Below are 22,757 nucleotides of genomic sequence, written 5' to 3'. Positions count from 1 at the left end.
CTTTACTTTCTATTTCCCACACACTCTTTACTATTTTATTTTAAGTAATCTTAAACCAATTTATGCTGACCTGTTGATTGATATGTTTTTAATTCAATCTTAAGGACACGGATTCATTTAAATATTTTGTAATTAATCAAAAAACTAACTATGTGCAAATTCAAGCATTTTTTAATTGTTATAGGAATTCTTACTTCCTGCTTTTTTAAAGCTCAGGATATTTCTGAGGAAAAAGCTCAAATAGTAGCGAAAAATTTTATATCGCTTTATTCTAAAAATGGAAAATCATCTGAAATTCAATTAATCAACATAACTCATCGAATAAATAATAATTACAACGGTTTTTATGTGTTCAAAAACGCTACCGTAAACGGTTTCTATATCATTTCCGCTACCCGTAAAAACCATCCTGTTTTAGCTTATTCATTTGATTCTAATATAGATGAAAATAAAATTCAATCTCCTGAGTTTTTGTATTTACTTAACGGATATCAGGAATGCAATGCATATTTAAGTAAAAATAAATCAAGCAAAATCAGCTCTGAAGAAGACACAAAAATTTTTGATGAATGGGAAGCTTTACTTTCGGCAAGCAACCTTCCTCCTTCTCAAAATTCTAAAGTAACTTTTGCTTCCAGTGTTTCACCACTTATAAAAACTAACTGGAGCCAGTCAACCTACTACAATAAACTTACCCCCGTTACGTATGAAGGAAAATCATCTATGACCGGATGTGTAGCTACTGCCATGGCTCAAATTATGAAATTTTGGAATTATCCGGCTAAAGGAAACGGTAGTCATACCTACACCATTTCTGACCAAAGCTATAATTGGAAAGGAAAAACCTTAACTGCGAACTTTGGCAGTACTAACTATTCCTGGAATAACATGCCTAATTCACTCTCAGCTTCTTCATCTACCCAGCAAGTAGATGCAGTCTCCACTTTAATGCTTCATGCCGGAATTTCCATAGATATGATGTATGGCCCCACTGCTTCTATAGCTGGTAATTCAAATGTTGTTTCGGCTTTAAAATATTATTTTAAATATAGCTCTGATATTAGTCTTATATATAAGTCCCGTTACACTAGTGACTCCGAATGGCTAAACCTGATTAAAGAACAATTAACAAAAGGATATCCGGTTTATTTTACCGGAACTTCTTCTTTGGGGAGTGGACATGCATTTGTTGCTGACGGTTATGATGCTAATAATCTTGTCCACTTCAATTTAGGATGGGGAGGTTATGCTAACGGCTACTATCAGATTACCAATCCCGGGGGATTTTCAAATAATCAGGCTATAATTACCAACATTTCCCCTTTTACTCCAACGTGTACTTCTCCAACAGGGCTATCTGTTTCAAATATTTTAGCGAATAGTGCTACCCTTAAATGGTATGAGGTAAACGGGGCAAAAAGCTATACGGTAGAGTATAAGCCTGCTACTGCTAACAGCTGGACAGTTGCTACGGCTTCTACTTCTGCTTCTTCATTTACCTTATCCGGTTTAAAACCAACTACCGTTTATCTTTGGAGAGTAAAAGCCAATTGTTCCGCCTCTGATACTTCCCTATATGCTCAGAATGATTTCACCACTCAGTCCAGCTGTTCTGTACCTACAGGACTTTCCGCTTCCGATCTATCCGCCAACAGTGCTACCTTTAATTGGTATGTCGTAGACAATGCGCAAAACTATACCTTAGAATATAAGCTTGCTACTGCTTCAACGTGGACCGTTGCTGCTACTTCTACTAACGCCACCAATTTTACCTTATCCGGATTAAAACCCAACACGATTTATCATTGGAGGGTAAAGAGCAATTGTTCTACTTCCGTTAGTTCAGGATATGCTCTAAGTAGTTTTACTACTTTATCTAGTTGTACTAATCCAAAAGGTGGTGTTTATGCAGCGAATATCTCATCCAATAGTGCTGTTCTTAAATGGTATCCGGTAAGCGGATCTCAAAGCTATACTCTTGAATATAAAGCAGGTAATACTGCTAACTGGACAATTGCAAATGCTTCTATAACCACTCCTTATTTTAACTTAACCGGATTAAAGGCCAATACTGCTTACTACTGGAGAGTAAAAACCAATTGTTCAACCTCTAATAGTTCCGGATATACTGAAGGCTACTTTACCACTTCGAACAGCTGCCCAACTCCAACCGGCGCTTCCACCTACAATATTTTGACTACAAGTGCTGTCCTTAGGTGGCATGCCATGAATAATGCAAAAAGCTATACGGTAGAATATAAGATTGCTTCGGCAACTCAATGGACCGTTGCAGCAACATCTATTACTTCTACCTCTTTCACTCTATCCGGATTAGCGGCTAATACAACATATTATTGGAGAATAAAGACGAATTGTTCGGCTTTCGATAGTTCCGGATATGATCTCAATGCTTTTACCACCTTACCTACCTGCACTACTCCAACTGGTTTCACTATTTCAGATATCTCTTCCACCAGTGCTATACTCAGATGGTATGCAATGAGCGGAGCTCAAAGCTATACAGTAGAATATAAGCTTGCAACGGCTGCTAACTGGACCGTTGTTTCTGTTTCTACTAAAGCTACCTCATTCAGCCTATCCGGTTTAAAAGCAAATACCATGTATCATTGTAGAGTAAAAACCAATTGTCCAACCGATAGTAGTTCAGGCTATGCTCAAAGTGGTTTTACTACTTTAAGCAGCTGCCTTACTCCAACAGGAACTTCTACCTCTAATGTCTCTGTTTCGAGTGCTATCCTTAAATGGAATACAATGAGCGGTGCAAAAAGCTATACCATAGAATATAAGCTTGCAACAGAAGCATACTGGTCTGTTGCTACAACTTCTACCACCGCAACTTCTTTTACCTTATCCGGTCTAAAAGCCAATACAGCTTACCAATGGAGGATAAAAACTAATTGTTCAACTTCCGATAGTTCCGGATATGTTCAAAACGGTTTTACTACTTTTAGTAATTGCACAACTCCAACCAGTATTTACGCTTATGACATCACCACTACCAGTGCAGTGCTTAGATGGTATGCAATGAGTGGTGCCCAAAGCTATACATTGGAATACAGACCTGCTACATCAACCAACTGGACGATCGCTACGACTTCAACTACCGCATCCTATTTCACCTTATCCGGTTTAAAGGCTAATACTTCTTACTATTGGAGGGTAAAAACCAATTGTTCTGCCTCCGATAATTCAGGATATGCTCAAGGAATGTTTACTACTAAAAATAGCTGTTCCACACCAGCTGGTGTTACTGCCTCTAAAATTTCTTCTACGAGTGCCGATCTTACCTGGTATGCCGTGAGTGGAGCTCAGAGCTATACCGTAGAGTTTAAGCAATCTTCTGAAACTACATGGAAGGTTGCCACAGCTTCTACAACTTCTACTTATTTCACCTTATCCGGCTTAAAAGCTAATACAGCTTATGATTGGATGGTAAAAAGTAATTGTTCGGCTAACAGTAGTTCCGGATATGCCCGAACTGGTTTCACAACTTTAAGCAGCTGTGTTACCCCAACAGGTATCTCCGCCTTTGACGTCTCCTCTGGCAGTGCTGTTCTCAGATGGCATGCCATAAGTGACGCAAAAGGCTATACGGTGGAATATAAAATTTCTTCAGACATTAACTGGACAGTGGCAACTGCCTCAACTACTTCAACGTCTTTTATCTTATCAGGACTGAAAGCCGGTACAGCTTATCAATGGAGAGTAAAAACCAATTGTTCCGCTTCCAGCAGTTCCGCATATGCTCAAAGCCGTTTTTCTACTTTACCTGGTTGCTCTACACCTGAAGGTATTTACCTATATAATATTTCAGCCAACAGTGCCGATCTTAAATGGTATGCAGCAAGTGGTGTAAAAAGCTACACTGTTGAATACAAGCAGACTTCAGCAACCAACTGGACCTTAGCTACAGCTTCTACTACAACTCCTTATTTTACCTTCTCCGGATTAAAGGCTAATACAGCTTATCAATGGAGAGTAAAAACTAACTGTTCCGCTTCGGAAAGTTCCGGATATGCTCAAGGAAGTTTTTCAACTTTGAATAATTGTTCTGCCCCAACAGGGCTATCCGCTTCTAATATATCTGATTCAAGCGTTTCGCTTAAATGGTACGTAGTAAACGGAGCTCAAAGCTATCGTATTGAATATAAACTACCTACTGAAACTAATTGGACAGTGGCAACTGCTTCTACCTCCTCATCCTCTTTCACCCTATCCGGCTTACGAGCTAACACATTTTATATTTGGAGGGTAAAAACCAACTGTTCTACTTCCAATAGTTCTGAATACACCCAAAGTAATTTTACTACTTTGAGTAGCTGCACTACTCCAACAGGTCTTTTAGCCACTGATATCTCTGACAACAGTGTTATCTTTAAATGGTACGCCACAGCCGGAGCTCTAAGCTACACTGTTGAATATAAAACATCTTCAGCAACTAACTGGACGACTGCTACTTCAATGCCTACCTCCTCCTTTTTCTCCTTAACAGGATTAAAAGCGAATATAGATTATTATTGGAGGGTAAAAACCAATTGTGCCGCTTCTCATAGTTCAGACTATAATCAAAGTAGCTTTAGAACAAATTCATCTTCTACCAGTACTGACTTTATTGAGGATAATCCATATAGTAATAAAAGTAATGCTATCCCTTCCTCGATTTTAGTATACCCAAATCCAGTTGAAAATACAATTTTTATAAAAGGATTAGATTCTAATATTAATAACTATTATTTAATAACTATTCTGGACAGAAACGGAAAATTAATTAAAACTGCTACAATTAAACCCGCCAAGGAAATAACCTTAGATGTATCAGAGTTAACACCTAATCTATATTTCTTACGTATTAAAGATCGAACTTTTAAATTTATAAAAAAATAAAATTTACTAAAATTGTATAAAAAACCGAAGAAATTATTTTCCTCGGTTTTTTTTATTTTTAAATGTTGTACTTAGAAAAAGTACCAAACTAACAAAACATTAATAAAATAATTATTAAGAAATTTTTAAGTATTTCATAGTTTATTTTATAATATAAAAAGTTACAAATATTAAAAATCATAGCTGTTTTTTCTTTCTCTTTTTATAAAGCAAATAATAACAATAAATTTTATTACAAAAAATTGCAGCTAAACATAAGTTACATATATTTATTATTAAAATATATCATAAATTAAACTTATTTTATATATATTAATTATAAAATTAGTATATTTGAATAGACCAACATTAATTACTACTGCCTATGATAATGTAATATATCTAATCTCTGTCTTATATTAATTATACTCGGATTTAAAATTAAGACGACCCTGAACCTTTATATTCTATTTTGTCATTACTATTTGTTACTCTTATATAGAATACTTATTATTTTTTACCAATTATTATTACTAATTTACAAATAAGCATTTATGAATAATTATAAGTACATTATTATAGTTATAGGTATTCTTATACCTTATCTATTCCATGGACAAGATGTTTCCAAAGAAACTGCGGAATATGTTGCAAAAAATTTTCTAAATTTTAAATCAGAAAAGCATAAGTCTGGAAATATTGGATTGACGAATGTTACAGACCAACTTGATAAAAAATACGATGGTTTTTATATTTTTAAAAATACTGATGGAAATGGTTTTATTATTATTTCATCAGAAAGTGAAAATCACCCCGTTTTAGCTTATTCTCTTGATTCTCCCATTCCCCTAGACCAATCAATTTCTCCTGAATTACTATATATTCTTAACAATTACCAATTGGCTAATGAATATTTAAGAAAAAACAAAGCTCAAAAAGTTATCAATCAAGAGAATTCGTTAATCAAAGAAGAATGGAAAGCTTTACTTACAGGAAAAGCACTTCCTCTAGCTAAAAGTTCCAAGGTTTCTCTAGCTTCTAACGTTGATCCTCTACTTAAAACCATATGGAATCAGTATCCATACTATAATAAGCTGGCACCTGTTACTTATGAAGGAAAATCTTCTCTGACCGGGTGTGTAGCTACAGCTATGGCTCAAATAATGAAATTCTGGAATTATCCTGACAAAGGGAGTGGCTCACATACGTATACAATAGCTAATAATTTTTACAACTGGAAAGGTAAAACGTTAACTGCTGATTTCCAGAATACAAACTACCAATGGAATCAAATGCCTAATTTTCTTTCGAGCTCCTCATCCGCCCAACAGGTGGATGCTGTGGCAACTTTAATGTATCATGCCGGAGTTTCAGTGAATATGATATATGGACCTTCAGCTTCCGGAGCTTTTGACGCTAATGTTGTCCCCGCATTGAAAAATTACTTTAAATACAGTCCTTCAGCTGAAATAAAGTACAGATCAAACTATACCAGTAATGCGGAATGGCTAAACTTAGTAAAAGATCAGCTAACCAAAAACTATCCTGTTTATTTTATGGGAAGGTCATCCTCCGGCGGACATGCATTTGTTGCTGACGGTTACGACTCAAACAATCTGATTCACTTTAATTTAGGATGGGGTGGAAAGGCTAATGGATATTATCAAATAACCAATCCTCAAGGATTTACCAACAATCAGGCTGTAATTATCAATATTTTTCCTCCCGTACCCACATGCTCTTCTCCAGATGATCTTAGCATTACTTATATAAATGGTAGTGGTGCTATACTTAACTGGAAAGCAGTGAACGGAGCTAAGAACTATACCGTTGAATACAAAATGGAATCAGAGGATAACTGGATTGCCACTACTATTGAAAACACTGCTACATCTTTCACTTTATCTAAATTAAATGCAGGTACATCGTATCTATGTAGAATCAAAACAAACTGCTATAATTCAAGCAGTTCTATATACAAACAAAATTCTTTTACTACAAGAAACTGTCCATTTACTACCGGACTTAACGTTTCCAATATATCCGATACGAGCGCTTTACTTTCATGGAATCCTGGTAATAGAGTTAATAAATACTCAATTGAATTTAAAGCTTCTTCTGATACAATATGGACACGTGCCTATACAACTTCCAATTCATTTGAACTGAAGGGCCTACAAACTAACACATCGTACGACTGGAGAGTAAATACGTATTGTGATATGAGAATGAATTCAGGATATTCACAAAGTAGTTTTATGACCTCCGGTGGCTGTATATCCCCTTCTGGACTAAACACAACCAATATTTCAACTAATAAAGCAACTCTTAATTGGAATTTGGTAAATGGCGCAGTAAATTATATAGTGGAGTATAGATCTCTTTCAGATACCAACTGGAATACAGCCAGAACAACATCTAATGTTTATACAATTTCAGGATTAAAAGAGAATACTTCATATAGCTGGAGAATAAAAGCAAACTGTACCACGTCATCAAGCTCCGCTTATTCTCAAAGTAATTTTAATACTTCCGGGACTTGTATAAATCCTTCGGGGCTCAATACTAATAATATATCAAAAAATAGTGCTACTGTTAATTGGGAACAAGTTCCCGGTGCCTTCAGGTATAAAGTTGAATACAAAAATGAGACACTTACCAATTGGGTAACAGCTACAGTAACAACGGATAATTCTTTCACATTTACCGGACTTGAACCGAATACCTTTTATAACTGGAGAGTTATAACTTACTGTTCTCCCTCAATCAGTTCCGGATTTTCTCAAAGTGTTTTCAGGACTGCTGGCGATTGCTCAGCCCCATCGGGACTTAGGGTAATTAATATCACAAATAACAGCGCTTCACTTAACTGGAATCCAATTGCCGGAGTCGATAAATATAAGGTTGAATATAAAGCTGCTTATGATACTATATGGATAATGGTTAGAACAAAATCAAATGCTTTTACCATATCAGGATTGAAAGAAAACACTTCTTACACCTGGAGAGTGAAAACATACTGTTCCACGTCTTCAACCTCTGCTTATTCTCAAAGTGATTTTATTACACCAGAAACCTGCATTACTCCTTCAGACTTATCCGAAACAAATATATCAAGCAATAGTGCTAAACTTAGCTGGTTATCGGTTAACGGAGCCTACAGATACAAAGTTGAATTTAAGCCTACTAATACTTCTTTTTGGACCACAGCTGCTGTAACAGCTAACAATTATGCATCTTTAACTGGTTTATTACCTGATGCATCTTATGATTGGAGAGTAACAACCTATTGTTCTCCTTCAGTTCAATCCAGATACGCTCAAAGTAGTTTTAGAACCAATTTATCATCTACAAGTGATATAACTTTTGGAGACACCCTATCTTCCTCAGTTTCATTGCATCCTAATCCTGTAGAAGATATTATATATATTAAAGGGATTAAAGTGGAAGGAAGTAAAAATATAATAGCTACAATTATTGATAGAAATGGAAAAATTGTTAAAACTTTTGCCATTCAACCTGATAAAGAAATTTATTTGGATGTATCCGAATTAACCTCAAATGTATATTTTTTACGTATAAAGGAGCAAACTCTTAAATTTATAAAAAAATAATATTTATTGGGTATATATAACAAAAAACCGAAGGCAAGGATTCCTTCGGTTTTTTATTAATTTTATCTACTGTTTGTAAAAAATACAAAATAGCTATTTTTTAACAAGACTTTCGTAACAATCATTTATCCAACCTACTATTTTACTTGTTAATTTAAATAATTTCTTTTCAGACATAAATTCTAATATATCATCCGTATCACTCAGCATAATATAATTTATATATACTGTTTTTGTATCTACCCCTGATTTTAGATAAACTTGAACATCTGGCATATCTGTCATTACGAACTTTTCAAAATCATATTTTTCTTTAATAGTATCATATTTTTCTTTCATTAATGATGAAACCAATTGCCTAATATCATTGGGTAGATGGGTTTCTATTACAAAATGAAGACCATGTTCTGTGCTATCTTTAAATTTATCAAATGAGCCTAAGTAACATAAAAGCTTAAAATTTTTATCAATAAAAAATCAGCAGACAATAATCGTTCTGTAAAACCGTCAGAATATCTAAAAGCCATTATAAAGTCTTCATGCAAACTCCATAATTTATTTTGATTATCATAGTTTAAATAATTGCAAGCTATATACTTACTCATCTTAATTCTAATTTAACACTAATGTTAAATTTACAAATATTCCAATTATTATATCTTATTTTAATTAAAAGACTATTTTATTCTTTAATCATTTTATTCTTATCGAAAAAATACAAGATACCTCCAACTAATACTATACCTAAACCTATAAAACTTTCTCTTGGATGATTTGCAAAAGTAAAGTACAGAATGTAAAAACTAAAAAGTAAAAATATACTGGGTAATAGTAAAAACCAGTTACCTTTGAATAAAGTCCGGTCTTTTTTCTTAAGAAATAAAGAAGTGCTTACTGCCGCAGTGGCAAGTAACTGAAGTACAAAAGCGGTATAGATAAAAATTTCCTCGAATTTTCCACTAAGTATAATTATTATACTTATCAAAGTATGTATTAATACTGCCCGAATAGGGATTCTATTTTTATTTTCTTTTTCAAGATATTTCCATAAACGATTTTCTCTGGCTGTAGCTTGAGTAACTCTGGAACCTACCCATAAATATCCGCTTATAGTTGCTACTAATTGCAATGCTATAAAATAATTTACCCATTTTACGCCATCAGCTCCCAATACGTTATAAAATGTTATATTGGCAACGTCTTCCTTTCCGCTTAATTCACTGATAGAGGCGTGATACAGAAATACAAAATTGACCAGTACATAGCTTATGGTTACAAATGACGTACCTATAATTAATGCTTTGGGAAGGTTAACCTTTGGCTTATCCAGTTCTTCGACTATATAGGATGCTGAATTCCATCCGGTATATGCATAGGTAACAAAAACCAAAGAACTGGCAAATGCGGGCATCACTAATTCATTTTTCCATGTTGAATCCCACAATAAAGCATTAGGCTGACTGGGAAAAATAATAAAACCTATAATGATCAAAACTACTATAAAAACCACTTTCAGTATGGCAAAAATGTTTTGAAAATGACTACTTACTTTAAGGCTAAAACACTGAAAAACAGCAATAAATATAATAACAAAAATAGCAAATGTTTTAACTTGTTCTATTCCCAGATATTTAGCCATAGCCAATGCAGCTAAAGAAACGGGAGCAGAAAAGCCGACTATTAAAGACACCCAGCTGGTTAAATACCCGGCTAACGGATGATAGGTTCGGGAAAGATAAATATAATCACCACCGGATTGCTTAAAATGTGTTCCTAATTCTGCATATACAAATGCCCCAATTAAGGCCAATACCCCTCCTGCAAACCAAAGTAAAAGTAAGGTAAATGTATTATGCAATTCAGGAACCTGATACCCTAAACTGGTAAATACTCCTGTTCCTATCATATTGGAAACAACAATAGCCGTAGCTGTTTTCCATCCAATTTTTTTCATTTTACTTTTTTCGTGGTGAATAATTAAAAGTTCATATTTAACCTGGCAAACCAGTTGGCTCCTGTAATCCCCATTTGGACAGGAGCATATTTAAATACATTATAATATGAATTTTCATAAATTTGTTTATCAGGAAATATATCAAATACATTATTACCTCCCAAAGTAATTCCCAGATTTTTAGTCAAGCTATAACTGATACTAAAATCAGTAACGTACTTGGGGGAATGGTATTGTATTCCTCCATATGGATAACCGTTACGCGTAACTTTTCCATAATAAGTATTTCTCACTAAAAAATTCCATTTATTAAGCGTATATATTAATCCCAGACTTGCTTTTGATTTAGGTGTCAGCGATTCAATGATGTTTACCTGATCCGGGCCAAAGTACTCATTTCTGTCACCTCCGAAAACTTCAGGAAAATGATAATCAATGATTTTAGTTTCCGTATAATTACCTGACAAACTGACATCTAATTTTCCTGCCCCTACATAAAAACTATAAGCAGCTACCCAATCAATACCTTTAGTTTCTGTATCTACGGCATTCGTAAAAAACCGTGCCCCTTCTACTCCGTAAGATTGAATCAGGTCATTTACAAATTCACTGGTTAAAACAATTCTGTCATTTACTCTTATATAGTATCCATCTAAAGTTATATAAAGTTTATTTACAGGACGAAAAGTTAAACCTACACTCACATTTACAGACTTTTCATCTTTTAATTTTTCTATTCCTAAAGCTTTTGCCAGATTACTATCATTTGTAAAAATACCTTTAGCTACAATTTTATTTCCTGTAGTTGAAATATCTGTATATGAATTATTAAAATATTGTTGTTGAAGAGAAGGGGCTCTAAAACCAGTACTAACCGCGCCTCGTATTGCAAATCCCTGAGCATATTCATATCTCACAGCTAATTTTCCGGTTACTGAATTACCAAAATCACTGAAATGTTCATACCTGCCCGCTATATTTCCTGACAGACGCCCTAAAGTAAAAGCTAAATCTGCATAAGTAGCCACACTTGTCCTGTTTTTATTTATAGAATTTAATGGTGAGAATCCGACAAATCCCTGTGAGCCTCCTGCTCCTATTATATCTTCAGGCTTGGTTACTTCAGATACAATATTTCCATATTTATCATATCTGGCCCATGAAGCTTCTTCTCCTGCTGTTATTTTATATTGTTCATATCTGAATTCAGTACCTAAACCCAAAGAAAAATACGAATTTATTTTTTTTGAAACATCAAGGTTTATAGTGTTTTGTAAAAAACTGTGTCCGCCTGCATTAAATCTGGTTGGAGAATGTATTCCTAAAGAAGCATTGTTTGTATTTGCAACCTGATAATTGAAAATATTCTCTCCAAAAGTATTGCTTAAATCAATAATCCAGTTATCGTATTTATATTTGATCCCAGCTACCTGTGAGATATCATAGATGTTCGATTTTAACAAAGGCTGAAATCCATTAGGATAAATTTCTGATACGACATTATCCGTTTCACTGGGTAATCTTCTGAATTCGGCTCCTTCCCCTTGCCTTAGACTAGCTCCTCCGAAAATGTAAAACTCCAATTTCTGTGATAATGGATATATTACATTTATAAAAAATTGTTGATTTTTTATTTTGGCATCTCCTATTCTAAATCTGAAATCTTTTTGTGATAAACCTCTTGCAGCCATAATCGTTTCATCATTGGCACGAGCTTGAGCTGGATCCGGAGCAAAGTCATATGCAAAATTATCTCCAAATTTATCCAGATTATTTTCGTATGACCTATTTGTAGCATTCCTTTGACTAACGACAAATGATAAATTTATAGATCCTCCATCATTACCTAATTTAGTACCATAGTTACTACTTAAACTGTAGTTTTCTCCATCATTTCTGTTAGTTACCCCATAAGTAGCAGATATACTACCTCCGAAGCTTTTTTTTAGGACAATATTTATAACTCCTGCAATTGCATCAGATCCATACTGGGCGGCTGCACCATCCCGTAGGACTTCAATTCTTTCTATTGCTGAAGCTGGAATAGCACTTAAATCGGTTCCTACAGAGCCGTTTCCTACTGTATTCTGATAATTGACTAATGATGTTGTATGTCTTCTTTTCCCATTTATAAGAACCAGAACCTGATCCGGCCCCATTCCTCTTAATGTAGCCGGATCAATATGCTCCGTACCATCGGATGAAGATTGTTTTACGGAATTGAATGAAGGTACCAAATAGTTTAACAAATCATTAACAGTCGCCTGAGGTGATAATTTTTCTATTTTTTTCACATCGATAACATCAATAGCTACAGGAGAATTAATGGCTGTTCGCGCAGTATTTCTTCCCCCTACTATCACTATATTCTCCAAATTACTTATATTTTGCTGCAATGAGTCTGACTCTTGAGCATTTAATGTGAATAGGGAAAAAATAATAACACTTGAAGTAAAAAAATATTTGATTTTCATTCTTTAATTTTTCAATAATTTATACAAAAATGAGACTTGCTCTTCAAGAAAAGAAAAAACGAAATATCCCTGTGTAACATTTTTGTAATAAAATTGTTATCTTTCCCAAACCGGGCAGGAATTAGCACCTTGTTTACTAAAATAACCGGTTGCCAAGGTTTCTCAGGGCCTGTCCCTCCGCCTTTCTCGATAAGCTATGACAAAAGTATTACTTTTTTTCTTTAAAGAAAACTTGTTTCTTTTTAATTTCATTCAGGAAATTTTTATTTATAAAAAATTGAATATCAAAAAATTAGATATTTAAAATTAATTAACTAAAAAAAAAACAAGATAAATTAAATGTTTTTTAGTACATTTGTCATATAAATTATATTTTTTTAAACATCAATTATTAATCCATAAATACAGCTCTTATGTCATTTAAAGCAAATTTACAAGTAGCAGGGAAAAAGTATAACATTCTGAATGTTAATTATTCACTAGCTCAAGAAACAGACCCAACCGGACGTCCTTCTTCTCAGACAAGAGGAGGAAGAATTGAAGTAACTGTTGAATCTACCGGAGAAACTGATATCTTCGAGTGGATGACTAATAGTTTCGAAAGAAAAGACGGTAAAATAACTTTTATTAAAAGAGATTCTGATGCTACGCTGAAAGAATTAAACTTTTCTGAAGGTTATGTTGTTAAATACCGTGAAAATTTTGATTCTATCGGAAGAAATCCATTAACTGAGACTTTTGTTATTTCTGCAAAAGGTATCAAAATGGGAACAGGAGAATTCATTAATGAATGGGTTTAGTGTTACAACACAAAATTTAGGAAATATAAAAAAGAGGTAGTATTACCTCTTTTTTTTGTTCCAAATCTTTCATAAATAAAAAAAATGCCGATATGTATATATCGACATTCATCTATTCTATTTTATTTTTTTAATTATTAGTACTTGAAGAAGTCTCTTTTCCTTCGATTATTTTAATCACCGTATTGTCTTTTTCTTCATTTACTCCTACTTCAATAGAATCTCCTTCATGAATGGATGAACTTATAATTTCTTCCGCCAATAAGTCTTCGATGTATTTTTGAATAGCTCTTTTTAACGGACGTGCACCAAAACTTTTGTCCCAGCCTTTATCAATAATAAATTCTTTAGCTTCAGAAGTTAGTGTTACTTTATATCCGATTTTTTCAATTCTTTCGTAAACTTTCTGCAATTCCAAATCTATAATTTTAGAAATGTCATCTTTTTCAAGACTATTGAATACAATTACATCGTCAATTCTATTTAAAAATTCAGGAGCAAAAGTTCTCTTCAGAGCATTTTCCAATGTCGACTTTGCTCTGGCATCGGAAGATGTCTTTTTAGCAGATGTACCAAAACCTACTCCATCTCCAAAATCTTTTAGTTCGCGTGTACCGATATTAGAGGTTAAGATAATGATGGTATTTCTAAAATCAATTTTTCTTCCCAAACTATCTGTAACATGTCCATCGTCTAAAATTTGTAAAAGTATATTAAATACATCCGGATGAGCTTTTTCTATCTCATCTAACAGTATCACGGCATATGGTTTTCTTCTTACAGCTTCAGTAAGTTGTCCTCCTTCTTCGTAACCGACGTATCCCGGAGGCGCTCCTACTAGTCTTGATACTGCAAATTTTTCCATATATTCACTCATATCAATTCGTATTAATGAATCATCAGAATCAAACAATTCTTTGGCCATAACTTTTGCCAACTGAGTTTTACCAACTCCTGTAGAACCTAAAAATATAAAAGTACCTATGGGTCTGTTTGGATCTTTTAATCCGGCTCGGTTTCTTTGTATTGCCTTAACTACTTTATTCACAGCTTCATCCTGACCAATGATTTTTCCTTTCATCAAATCTTTCATTTGGGCAAGTTTCTGAAGTTCACCTTCAGCAACTCTCTGTACAGGAACTCCACTCATCATTGAAACAACTTCTGCTACATTATCTTCAGTAACAATCTCTTTGTGTTCTCTGGAAGATTTTTCCCATTCTCTCTGAGCATTTGCAAGCTTAGCTTCAATTTCTTTTTCTGTATCTCTGAGCCTTGCTGCCTCCTCATATTTCTGACTTTTAATTACCTTGGTTTTTTCTTCTCTAATTTTTTCCAAGTCTTTTTCATAAGTTAGAATTTCCTGAGGAACCTTAATGTTTTTTATATGAACTCGCGACCCTGCTTCGTCCAAAGCATCTATAGCTTTATCCGGCAAGAAACGATCGGTTATATATCGGGTGGTTAAATTTACACATGCTTTAATTGCATCATCTGTATAGGTAACATTATGATGTTCTTCATACTTATCTTTAATTTGATTCAGTATAATTACGGTTTCTTCCGGAGAAGTCTGCTCTACCATTACCTTTTGAAAACGTCGCTCAAGGGCACCATCTTTTTCAATGTATTGACGATATTCGTCTAAAGTGGTAGCTCCTATGCATTGAATTTCTCCTCTAGCTAAAGCCGGTTTAAACATATTTGAAGCATCAAGAGAGCCGGTAGCTCCTCCTGCTCCTACTATTGTATGTATTTCATCTATGAACAAGATTATGTCTGAATTTTTTTCCAATTCATTCATAATCGCCTTCATTCTTTCTTCAAACTGTCCTCTATATTTGGTTCCTGCCACCAGACTAGCGACGTCTAAGGTAACTACTCTTTTATTGTATAAAACCCTGGACACTTTTTTCTGTACAATTCTTAAAGCTAACCCTTCAGCAATGGCGGATTTACCCACTCCAGGTTCTCCTATTAACAAAGGATTATTCTTTTTTCTACGGCTTAAAATCTGAGAAACTCTTTCAATCTCTTTTTCTCTTCCTACTACTGGATCTAATCTTCCTTCTATGGCAGCAACTGTTAAATCCCTTCCGAAGTTATCAAGCACCGGAGTTCTGCTTTTTGCAGAAGCTCCACCAGTATTTCCTGAAGGTTTTGAACTTTCGTATTGACTACCTTCTGATGGTGAATCCTCTTCAAATTCTGCTGACGGTTGATCTGTAAAATCTTCCTGAAACTGAAATCTGTACTCTTCTCTCACTGTATTTGCATCTATGTTATACTTTTTAAAAACCTGAGTTACCGGATCGCTTTCAATTCTAAGAATGCATAGTAACAGGTGTATAGTTTCTATCTCAGGACTCCTGAAAAGCTTAGCTTCCAAGAAGCTTGTTTTTAAAGCTCTTTCTGCAGCTTTAGTGAAAGGAATATTATTTCTATCTACTTTTATAATTGAGTTCGATGTATTTAGATTTTCAATTTGTTGTCTCAAATCACCCAAATCAACATTCAGACTTTGCAATACAGTAATTGCCTTACTATTACCTTCACGCAAAATTCCAAGAATGAGATGTTCGGTTCCTAAATGGTCATGCCCCAATCGTAATACTTCTTCATTACTGAAGCTTATTACATCTTTTACTTGTTGTGAAAAATTCTCGTTCATGTATGACTCTTATATTCTAAATTATCTGAATTATACAAATATAATAATTCCGTTAAGATAATTGCATTTATCATGCCAGTTTATTATTCGGATATTCTGTCATATATATCTCTGAAAACAGGCTGTGTATTGCATCTAAAATAATTTTTAGTCCTTAAAATTCTAAAATTTTAAGGACTAAAACTTCAGGCAATATACAAAATTTACTTTATTTTATTTTAGTACAAAATATATATTTTTTTAATATAATTACTAATTTTCCGGAATATAAATAATTTCACCGTTTTCCATTTCATAGGCAATTCCAACCTTTTTCCCTTTTTTACCGGAAGATTTCTCCTGAGAGGGAGTGTATTTATTAATTTTATTGCCTTCTTTAGTGATTATTTCCATATTATCTTTACCCGGATTTTTTACAACAGTGAAATCTTCTTTGGAAAAAACCTCAGTCATATTAAGATTCATTACCATAGCCACCATAAGAGCAACTGCAAATACCATAGCCACGTCAAATAAATTAACAACTACACTAAGCGGATCTGTATCTTCTTCTTTTGAAAATTTATTAATTCTCCTTGGTCTTCTCATAATCTGTCTGATTTTCAGTTAAAACACGAGCAACAAAGTCCAAATTATTAAGATCGTTTGAGTACCATCGTTGCTTAGTCTGAAGAGTAATTAAACCAATCGCACTGACTACTAATCCTACAACAGTGGTAGCAAAAACCACTTGCATATTATAAGCCATATCTGCAATATCTCCGGTGGATAAGCCTACTAATGCAGGACTCATTGCTATTAAAGTTCCTATTAATCCTAATACCGGCCCTAATTTTGCTAATACTTTAGACAAGGATAAGTCTTTGTCTGCTTCATTTTCAAAATTTGAAATTGTATAATCTGAATATGCTTCTGTTAAAGGTTTATTTAAAATATTTCTTAAATATTTTATGTATAATGAATTATCATTTTTTGGCAATATTTCTTTAAGTTTATTAACGTCTGATTTTGAAAATGTTTCAATTAATCCGTTAATTTTTTTGTTGTTTTTACCTCTAACTATAAATTGATTGTAAAAACTACCTATTAAAAGTAAAGCCCGGGCAAATAAGAATAAAAGTATTATAATATCGGGTATTAATAAACTGTTAGCTACCCAAAATAATATTTTTGAAATTAGTTCCATTTTTTTATTTAATTTTCTTTTTTTATTTTTCTTGATTTAAGTATCCAGCTTATTTTATTTCCATAAAAACCAATTATTAATGCAAAAAATAAACCTGTAAGCGTATAAGCTAAATGTTTTAAATTTAAAGGTTCTTCTACTGCCTGATACACTACTTTTTCATTTACTGTTACAATTAACCCGGCAAAAGCTGTAATTAATCCTATTAGAAAATGCATTTCCAATCGTAATTCATTTTCAGGGATCAATTTCTTAATTAACAAACTTCCTATATTGATTAGTAGGCATACTGCAATCGCTACCACCATAGTTATCATTAAAAAATTTTCTCCGGTAAATATGAAAATGGCTTGTGTTTCTACATAAAATAATACAGGAAACAACAGAATACTTGGGTATGCTCCTAAAATTCTCTGCCATTTATTGGTTTTATTTTTCAATATTCCATTCAATGATACAAAACAAAAAGCAATACATACAGCTGACTCTATAGTTACTAAAACAGCCGTATCCTGCATCATGATGTTATTATTAAGAAATTCTGTAATCTGAACTTTGGATTGTTGAATGGCGTAGGGATAGCTTAGCAGAATGAAAACACCTGCTGCTAAGCTAAAAATTCCAGTTTGCCACCATTTCCAGAAACTAAGCTTTATTATACTATTAAAGACTATAAAGCCCATTACTATCTGAACAACTATTTCCATTCGATTAATAAATGTATATTATTGGTTATCCTGATGTTTTTTTCTTCTTTTAACTATAAACAAAATAATAAGAATGACTAAAACAGCTACTATTGAGACGATAATAAGTCCATTGAATGATTTTTTTCCAGTAATTGATTCACCTCCTTTTCTTATTTCATCTTTTTTAAGAACCATAGCATCTTTATTATTAGATCCAGCATCTACTCCTTTTTCCATAGCTGCTAAATTTTTCTTGTATTGGTCTGCTTGTTCCTTATTTACTTTTGTAGTAATAAAATTCTGAAGCTTAGTATTACTTCCGGAAAAACCTGATCCGGAATGACCAAATTCCTTAACTATTTCTGTATGTAGTAAGGCTGTTTGTTTCAATTGATCTTCAGAAGCTTTCCACATTCCTTTACGTGCTGTTTCCAACATGATTGCTGTTATTTCTTCTAAAGCTGCAGGACTGGAATTTTTGAAAAATTCTTTTGTTCCCAGATTTTTTTCATCTTTCACATAAGTACTATATATCTGATTCCACATTTCATTATCAATTACTTCCGGCTTCATTACATTCCAACCGTACGTATTTGTTATAATTTCTGTGAAATTAGCAGCACTACTAGCCCCACCTTTCATTCTTTCTTTAATATAAACCTCATTAAAAATAGTACTTCGCGCTTCTACCCCAATGGCTTCTTTTAAATCCTGCATTTTAAAGTTATTATGGTTACGGTAGTCTGCAAAAAATGCATCGGGCTCTTTTCCGGTAACACTTTTCACAGCTAAATTAACACCTCCCATAAATTCGTAGACATGATCTAAGCTTAATGCTCCCCAGGTATTGTTTTGTCTTGGCTGTATTACCATATCTGTATTCTTTAATGCTGCTCGTAATAGACCTTTATGGAATTGTCCCCAATCTTTATCACTAGCATATATAGCTCCCATATTATTAATATATGTATCTGCTATTTCATTTTTGTCCTCCCATTTATCTCCGCTTTTTACCATTTCCTGAATAGAAGCACCATACATCCCATTAATACCTCCGAAGATTCTTTGCGTGGAAAGCTGCCTTGCATCTTTAGGAGAAACCCCTTGTTCTACTAATGTTTTTTCAATATCAAGAGTACCTTTTGCAACTAGATTTTCATAGCGTGTATCTTTTGCTGTTGAGGCCATTTCTATAGCCCTTGATAATAAAACCAGTCTTGATGCTGCCAAATCCCTGAACTGTCCAGACGTTTGAACGACTACATCTATTCTTGGCCGGCCTAGGGTCTCAGAAGGTATAAGCTGTATATCTGATACTCTTCCAAAAGCATCTCTCACAGGCTCTACTCCAAGCATGTATAAAGCCTGAGCTATAGTGGTTCCTTCACTTTCTATAAATTCTCCACTCCAAAAAGTATAACTTACTTTTTTAGGATATTTTCCATGTTTCGCAACATATTGTCCTAATGTCTGATTAACTAACTCTTTTGCTCTATCCCAGGCTATCTCTGTTGGAGTTGCTTCTGCATTAATTGAGTATAAATTTCTTCCCGTAGGAACAGCGTTTGGATTTGCAACAGCATCCCCTCCTGAAGAAGGTTCTATATATCCTCCCGACAGAGCATTTAATAATGATCTGAATTCATATTCAGGACTTTTCTCCAATCCTTCTTTATAGTTTAAAATATTGGTTATTGTCCTTTCAATTTCAAGTATTGAGCGGGCTTTTATTTTTTGTTCTTTTGTATATTCTACTTTTTTGGGATGAGAAGGTTTCACATCTTTTCCTGAAGGTTTCATTGCTTCTGAATGTGGTGATTTTCCTTTACCCGTTTCTGACTTTTTAGGACTTCTGGTAAAAGTTCTCTTTACAGGGGTCATTATAATTTTAGCTTCTTCCAGCTCTTTTTCATTAATTCCGGCTATTGAGCATATTGTAGAATTATTTATAACCTTTCCTGATAGTATTTGTTTCACCAGTTCTTTAGATGGATTTAAATATTTTTGAGAAAAGAAAACTTTATTTTTCAACTGTTGCTCCGTGACTTTGCTTCGTTGCTTATCAAGTGCAGCCAGACTATATGCAATAGGATCTGCACTCATAGCAAGGACTGATGAATTTATTTTATCTGAGGTATACGGAACTCCTGAAGTATATAATTGCCCGTTCATTTTTTCATTAGCAATTTCTTCTGAAAAATTTTCTATTTTTTCAACTTCTTCTGTTGTGTACGGTTTTGTTAATATACTATCTAATCTCAAATCTCTGTGAATTCCCATTTGTACAGCTATTTTTTTCACTTCCAGTGATACCTGAGGCTGTTTGGATTCTTCAGATTTATAATAATATTGAATTTTATTTTGTAAATCTTTAAATTGTGAACGTGTCTGGCTCTCCATAAACGCTGGTGAGAGATAAGATATAAGTGTAGCATAAGACCGTCTCTTAGCCATCATACTTTCGCCTATATTAGCAATTGTGTAATAATAAAAATGAGGAACTGTTCCAACCATTCTATCCGGCCAGTCTTCATTACTTAGAGCAATTTGTTTCTGTGGCGTGAACTCGAGACTACCATGAGTTCCGAAGTGTATTAATGCATCAGCTTTAAAACCATACTGAGTCCAAAGATAAGAACCGATATATGTATGAGGTGGCGGACTCTTTGCACCATGAACTATAGCAAATGAGTCCCCTCCCAATCCCGCCATAGGTTGTGGCAATAAAACAATATTTCCAAATTGAACACGGGAGACAGCAATATAGGATTTGCCATTTTGACTTACATTCATGTAATTGCCCAGCGCTTGTCCATATAAATCGGTAACTTCTTTATATTTTTCTTTAGTTAATGATTGATTTACCCATGATTCATATACAGATTTTTCAATTAATTCCGGATTTCCATTTTTTAGAAATTCATCAAAAGCACCTTCGGCGTAGGTGCTCATAACAGATCCCTGAGACATTACAATTTTTTCGAATTCCTTTTCTGTGGCAGGCAGATCCTCTACTTTGTATCCTTCGGCTTTTAATCTTTTCAGTAAATTATATAAAGAAGGTATAGTTTCTAATCCCTGAGCTACTAATGATTCTTTCCCAGGACCTTTAAAGAAGTATATAGCTATTTTTTTATCTGAATTATTTTTCTTTTTCAGATTAATAAAATTTGTAATAATCTGAGTAAAATTATTTAAACGCTCAGGCACAGCTTTAAATACATATAAATTATCTTTATCTAATTCCTGGGTATTTAAAACATAAGGATAAATTCCTCCATCTATTTCCGGCATAACTACACTTTGAGATAAAAAACCTCCCATTAACCCCATAGGATCTTTTATCCATTCATTTTTTGTCTGCAATATGGTTACAGGTACGAAAACTGGAATATTTCTTTCTTTTAACCATCCAACTACCGAATCGGCCTGTCCAACGACCAATCTACCATGAGCAAAATGTATAACTGCATCCGGCTGAATTTCTTTCAAAAACTTTAATCTATCAAAAGTTGAAGAAACAGGATATACATTAAATCCTTTATTTTGGAGTTTTACTATTAAGCTATCCAGATTTTCTCTGTTACCGCTGTAAGGATCATTTAGCCCTCCAATAATTGCTATTTTATTTGCATTTTCTTTGAAAAAGTTATTTTTTTTCAAATATGATTCATATTCATTGATAGTTTTGAATGATAAATATTCATCTAAGTGATAATAAACATCTTCGGCTAATTCAACTAATTTATCAGGAGGGGTTACAAAAAACCTTTTTTGATCGATATTTTGACGTATATATCTTGCTAAACTCTGATAATTTTTTTTATTACCATTTTTAAGATATAAATCTATTTCTTCTTTTTGAATACTATCCAGATTGCATAAATTATTTTCCGGATTAGTTGCACTATAAAGATACATATGTGTACCTTCTTTCATCATTTTTTTTAAACGCTCTCTTTGTTCAGCATCCAATTTCATTCCCATTGCAAAACCTAATACGAAATCATAGTTTTTCAATTCGTCTAGATTATCGAAAGAAACTTCTTTAAACTCAATAAATTTATCTTTATTGGATTGGATTAAACTTGTGGTTTGGAATTTTTGAAAATTTACAAGTGCTACTTTTGTTTTTGATGCTGTTTTTTGCCAAATCAACCATCCGGCAGCCATCAAAATGACGAGTATTAAAATGCCAATTGTTAGTTTTACTTTTTTCATATCCTATTTTTTTAAAAAATATTTTATTTAGTGAATTAATAGTTTTTATATTGTTTAGTAATTATCACTTTCAGTAATTACTTTTGTAAAATTTGTATCAAATAGTATTTTGAATAACAAATTAAATAACTTCGTCTTACAGTATCATATCCCAACAATTACATAAGCACCTAATTTAAAACATTTTAGCTTATAAAAAAATAAACAATAAATTGTTTTAAATTTTTAACAGATGCAAATATAAAATTAATTTAGAACAAATCT

12 protein-coding genes and 1 riboswitch are annotated in these 22,757 nt (G+C 33.4%); of the genes, 3 read left to right on the top strand and 9 right to left on the bottom strand.

The genetic code is table 11. The annotated features are described in order from the left end of the window. Positions 1 to 150: 150 nt before the first annotated feature. Positions 151 to 4,905: a fibronectin type III domain-containing protein gene (locus EOV51_RS08205; RefSeq protein ID WP_128151707.1), complete on the top strand. Its 4,755-nt coding sequence runs from the start codon at positions 151 to 153 to the stop codon at positions 4,903 to 4,905. Between the two features lie 533 nt (positions 4,906 to 5,438). After that, on the top strand, positions 5,439 to 8,498 hold the full coding sequence (locus EOV51_RS08200; RefSeq protein ID WP_128151705.1) for a C10 family peptidase: 3,060 nt from the start codon (positions 5,439 to 5,441) through the stop codon (positions 8,496 to 8,498). A 93-nt stretch (positions 8,499 to 8,591) separates the two neighbouring features. Here the strand turns inward: EOV51_RS08200 and EOV51_RS08195 are convergent, their stop codons facing one another. The 4 genes from EOV51_RS08195 to EOV51_RS08185 all read right to left on the bottom strand — a co-directional run bounded on the left by EOV51_RS08195 (position 8,592) and on the right by EOV51_RS08185 (position 12,926). Continuing rightward, positions 8,592 to 8,852 (bottom strand): hypothetical protein, encoded by a 261-nt coding sequence (locus EOV51_RS08195; RefSeq protein WP_128151703.1) that lies wholly within the window; start codon positions 8,850 to 8,852, stop codon positions 8,592 to 8,594. An 83-nt stretch (positions 8,853 to 8,935) separates the two neighbouring features. Next, positions 8,936 to 9,103, bottom strand: coding sequence for a hypothetical protein (locus tag EOV51_RS14660; protein ID WP_164875269.1), 168 nt, complete (start codon positions 9,101 to 9,103; stop codon positions 8,936 to 8,938). 77 nt (positions 9,104 to 9,180) lie between these two features. Beyond that, positions 9,181 to 10,452, bottom strand: coding sequence for an APC family permease (locus EOV51_RS08190; RefSeq protein WP_128151700.1), 1,272 nt, complete (start codon positions 10,450 to 10,452; stop codon positions 9,181 to 9,183). Between the two features lie 23 nt (positions 10,453 to 10,475). Next, positions 10,476 to 12,926: a TonB-dependent receptor plug domain-containing protein gene (locus EOV51_RS08185; RefSeq protein WP_128151698.1), complete on the bottom strand. Its 2,451-nt coding sequence runs from the start codon at positions 12,924 to 12,926 to the stop codon at positions 10,476 to 10,478. 93 nt (positions 12,927 to 13,019) lie between these two features. Further along, positions 13,020 to 13,122: riboswitch (SAM riboswitch) on the bottom strand. Positions 13,123 to 13,339: 217 nt separating this feature from the next. Here EOV51_RS08185 and tssD point away from each other — a divergent pair. Beyond that, positions 13,340 to 13,726: a type VI secretion system tube protein TssD gene (tssD, locus tag EOV51_RS08180; RefSeq protein ID WP_128151696.1), complete on the top strand. Its 387-nt coding sequence runs from the start codon at positions 13,340 to 13,342 to the stop codon at positions 13,724 to 13,726. A 130-nt stretch (positions 13,727 to 13,856) separates the two neighbouring features. On the opposite strand, the gene EOV51_RS08175 is transcribed toward tssD, so the two are convergent. The 5 genes from EOV51_RS08175 to EOV51_RS08155 form a co-directional block, all read right to left on the bottom strand. Further along, positions 13,857 to 16,397, bottom strand: a complete 2,541-nt coding sequence (locus tag EOV51_RS08175; RefSeq protein ID WP_128151694.1) for an ATP-dependent Clp protease ATP-binding subunit — start codon at positions 16,395 to 16,397, stop codon at positions 13,857 to 13,859. Between the two features lie 252 nt (positions 16,398 to 16,649). Continuing rightward, a complete protein-coding gene (locus EOV51_RS08170) occupies positions 16,650 to 16,985 on the bottom strand; it encodes a DUF2149 domain-containing protein (RefSeq protein ID WP_128151692.1) in 336 nt (111 codons plus the stop codon). Then, complete coding sequence (locus EOV51_RS08165; protein WP_128151690.1) at positions 16,963 to 17,583, bottom strand: MotA/TolQ/ExbB proton channel family protein; 621 nt, start codon at positions 17,581 to 17,583, stop codon at positions 16,963 to 16,965. Before EOV51_RS08165 ends, EOV51_RS08170 begins: the two co-directional genes overlap by 23 nt. A gap of 8 nt (positions 17,584 to 17,591) precedes the next feature. After that, positions 17,592 to 18,290 carry a hypothetical protein gene (locus tag EOV51_RS08160; RefSeq protein WP_128151688.1) on the bottom strand — a complete coding sequence of 233 codons (699 nt, stop codon included), beginning with the start codon at positions 18,288 to 18,290 and terminating at the stop codon, positions 17,592 to 17,594. 18 nt (positions 18,291 to 18,308) lie between these two features. After that, the gene (locus tag EOV51_RS08155; protein WP_128151686.1) at positions 18,309 to 22,493 is read right to left on the bottom strand and encodes a cobaltochelatase subunit CobN; all 4,185 of its coding nucleotides are present in this window, start codon (positions 22,491 to 22,493) and stop codon (positions 18,309 to 18,311) included. Positions 22,494 to 22,757 lie beyond the last annotated feature (264 nt).

Origin of the sequence: Apibacter raozihei (assembly GCF_004014855.1) — a bacterium.
Lineage (GTDB): Bacteria > Bacteroidota > Bacteroidia > Flavobacteriales > Weeksellaceae > Apibacter > Apibacter raozihei.
The sequence above is the reverse complement of the archived record's forward strand: the minus strand, read 5'-3'. Positions and strand labels throughout refer to the sequence as shown.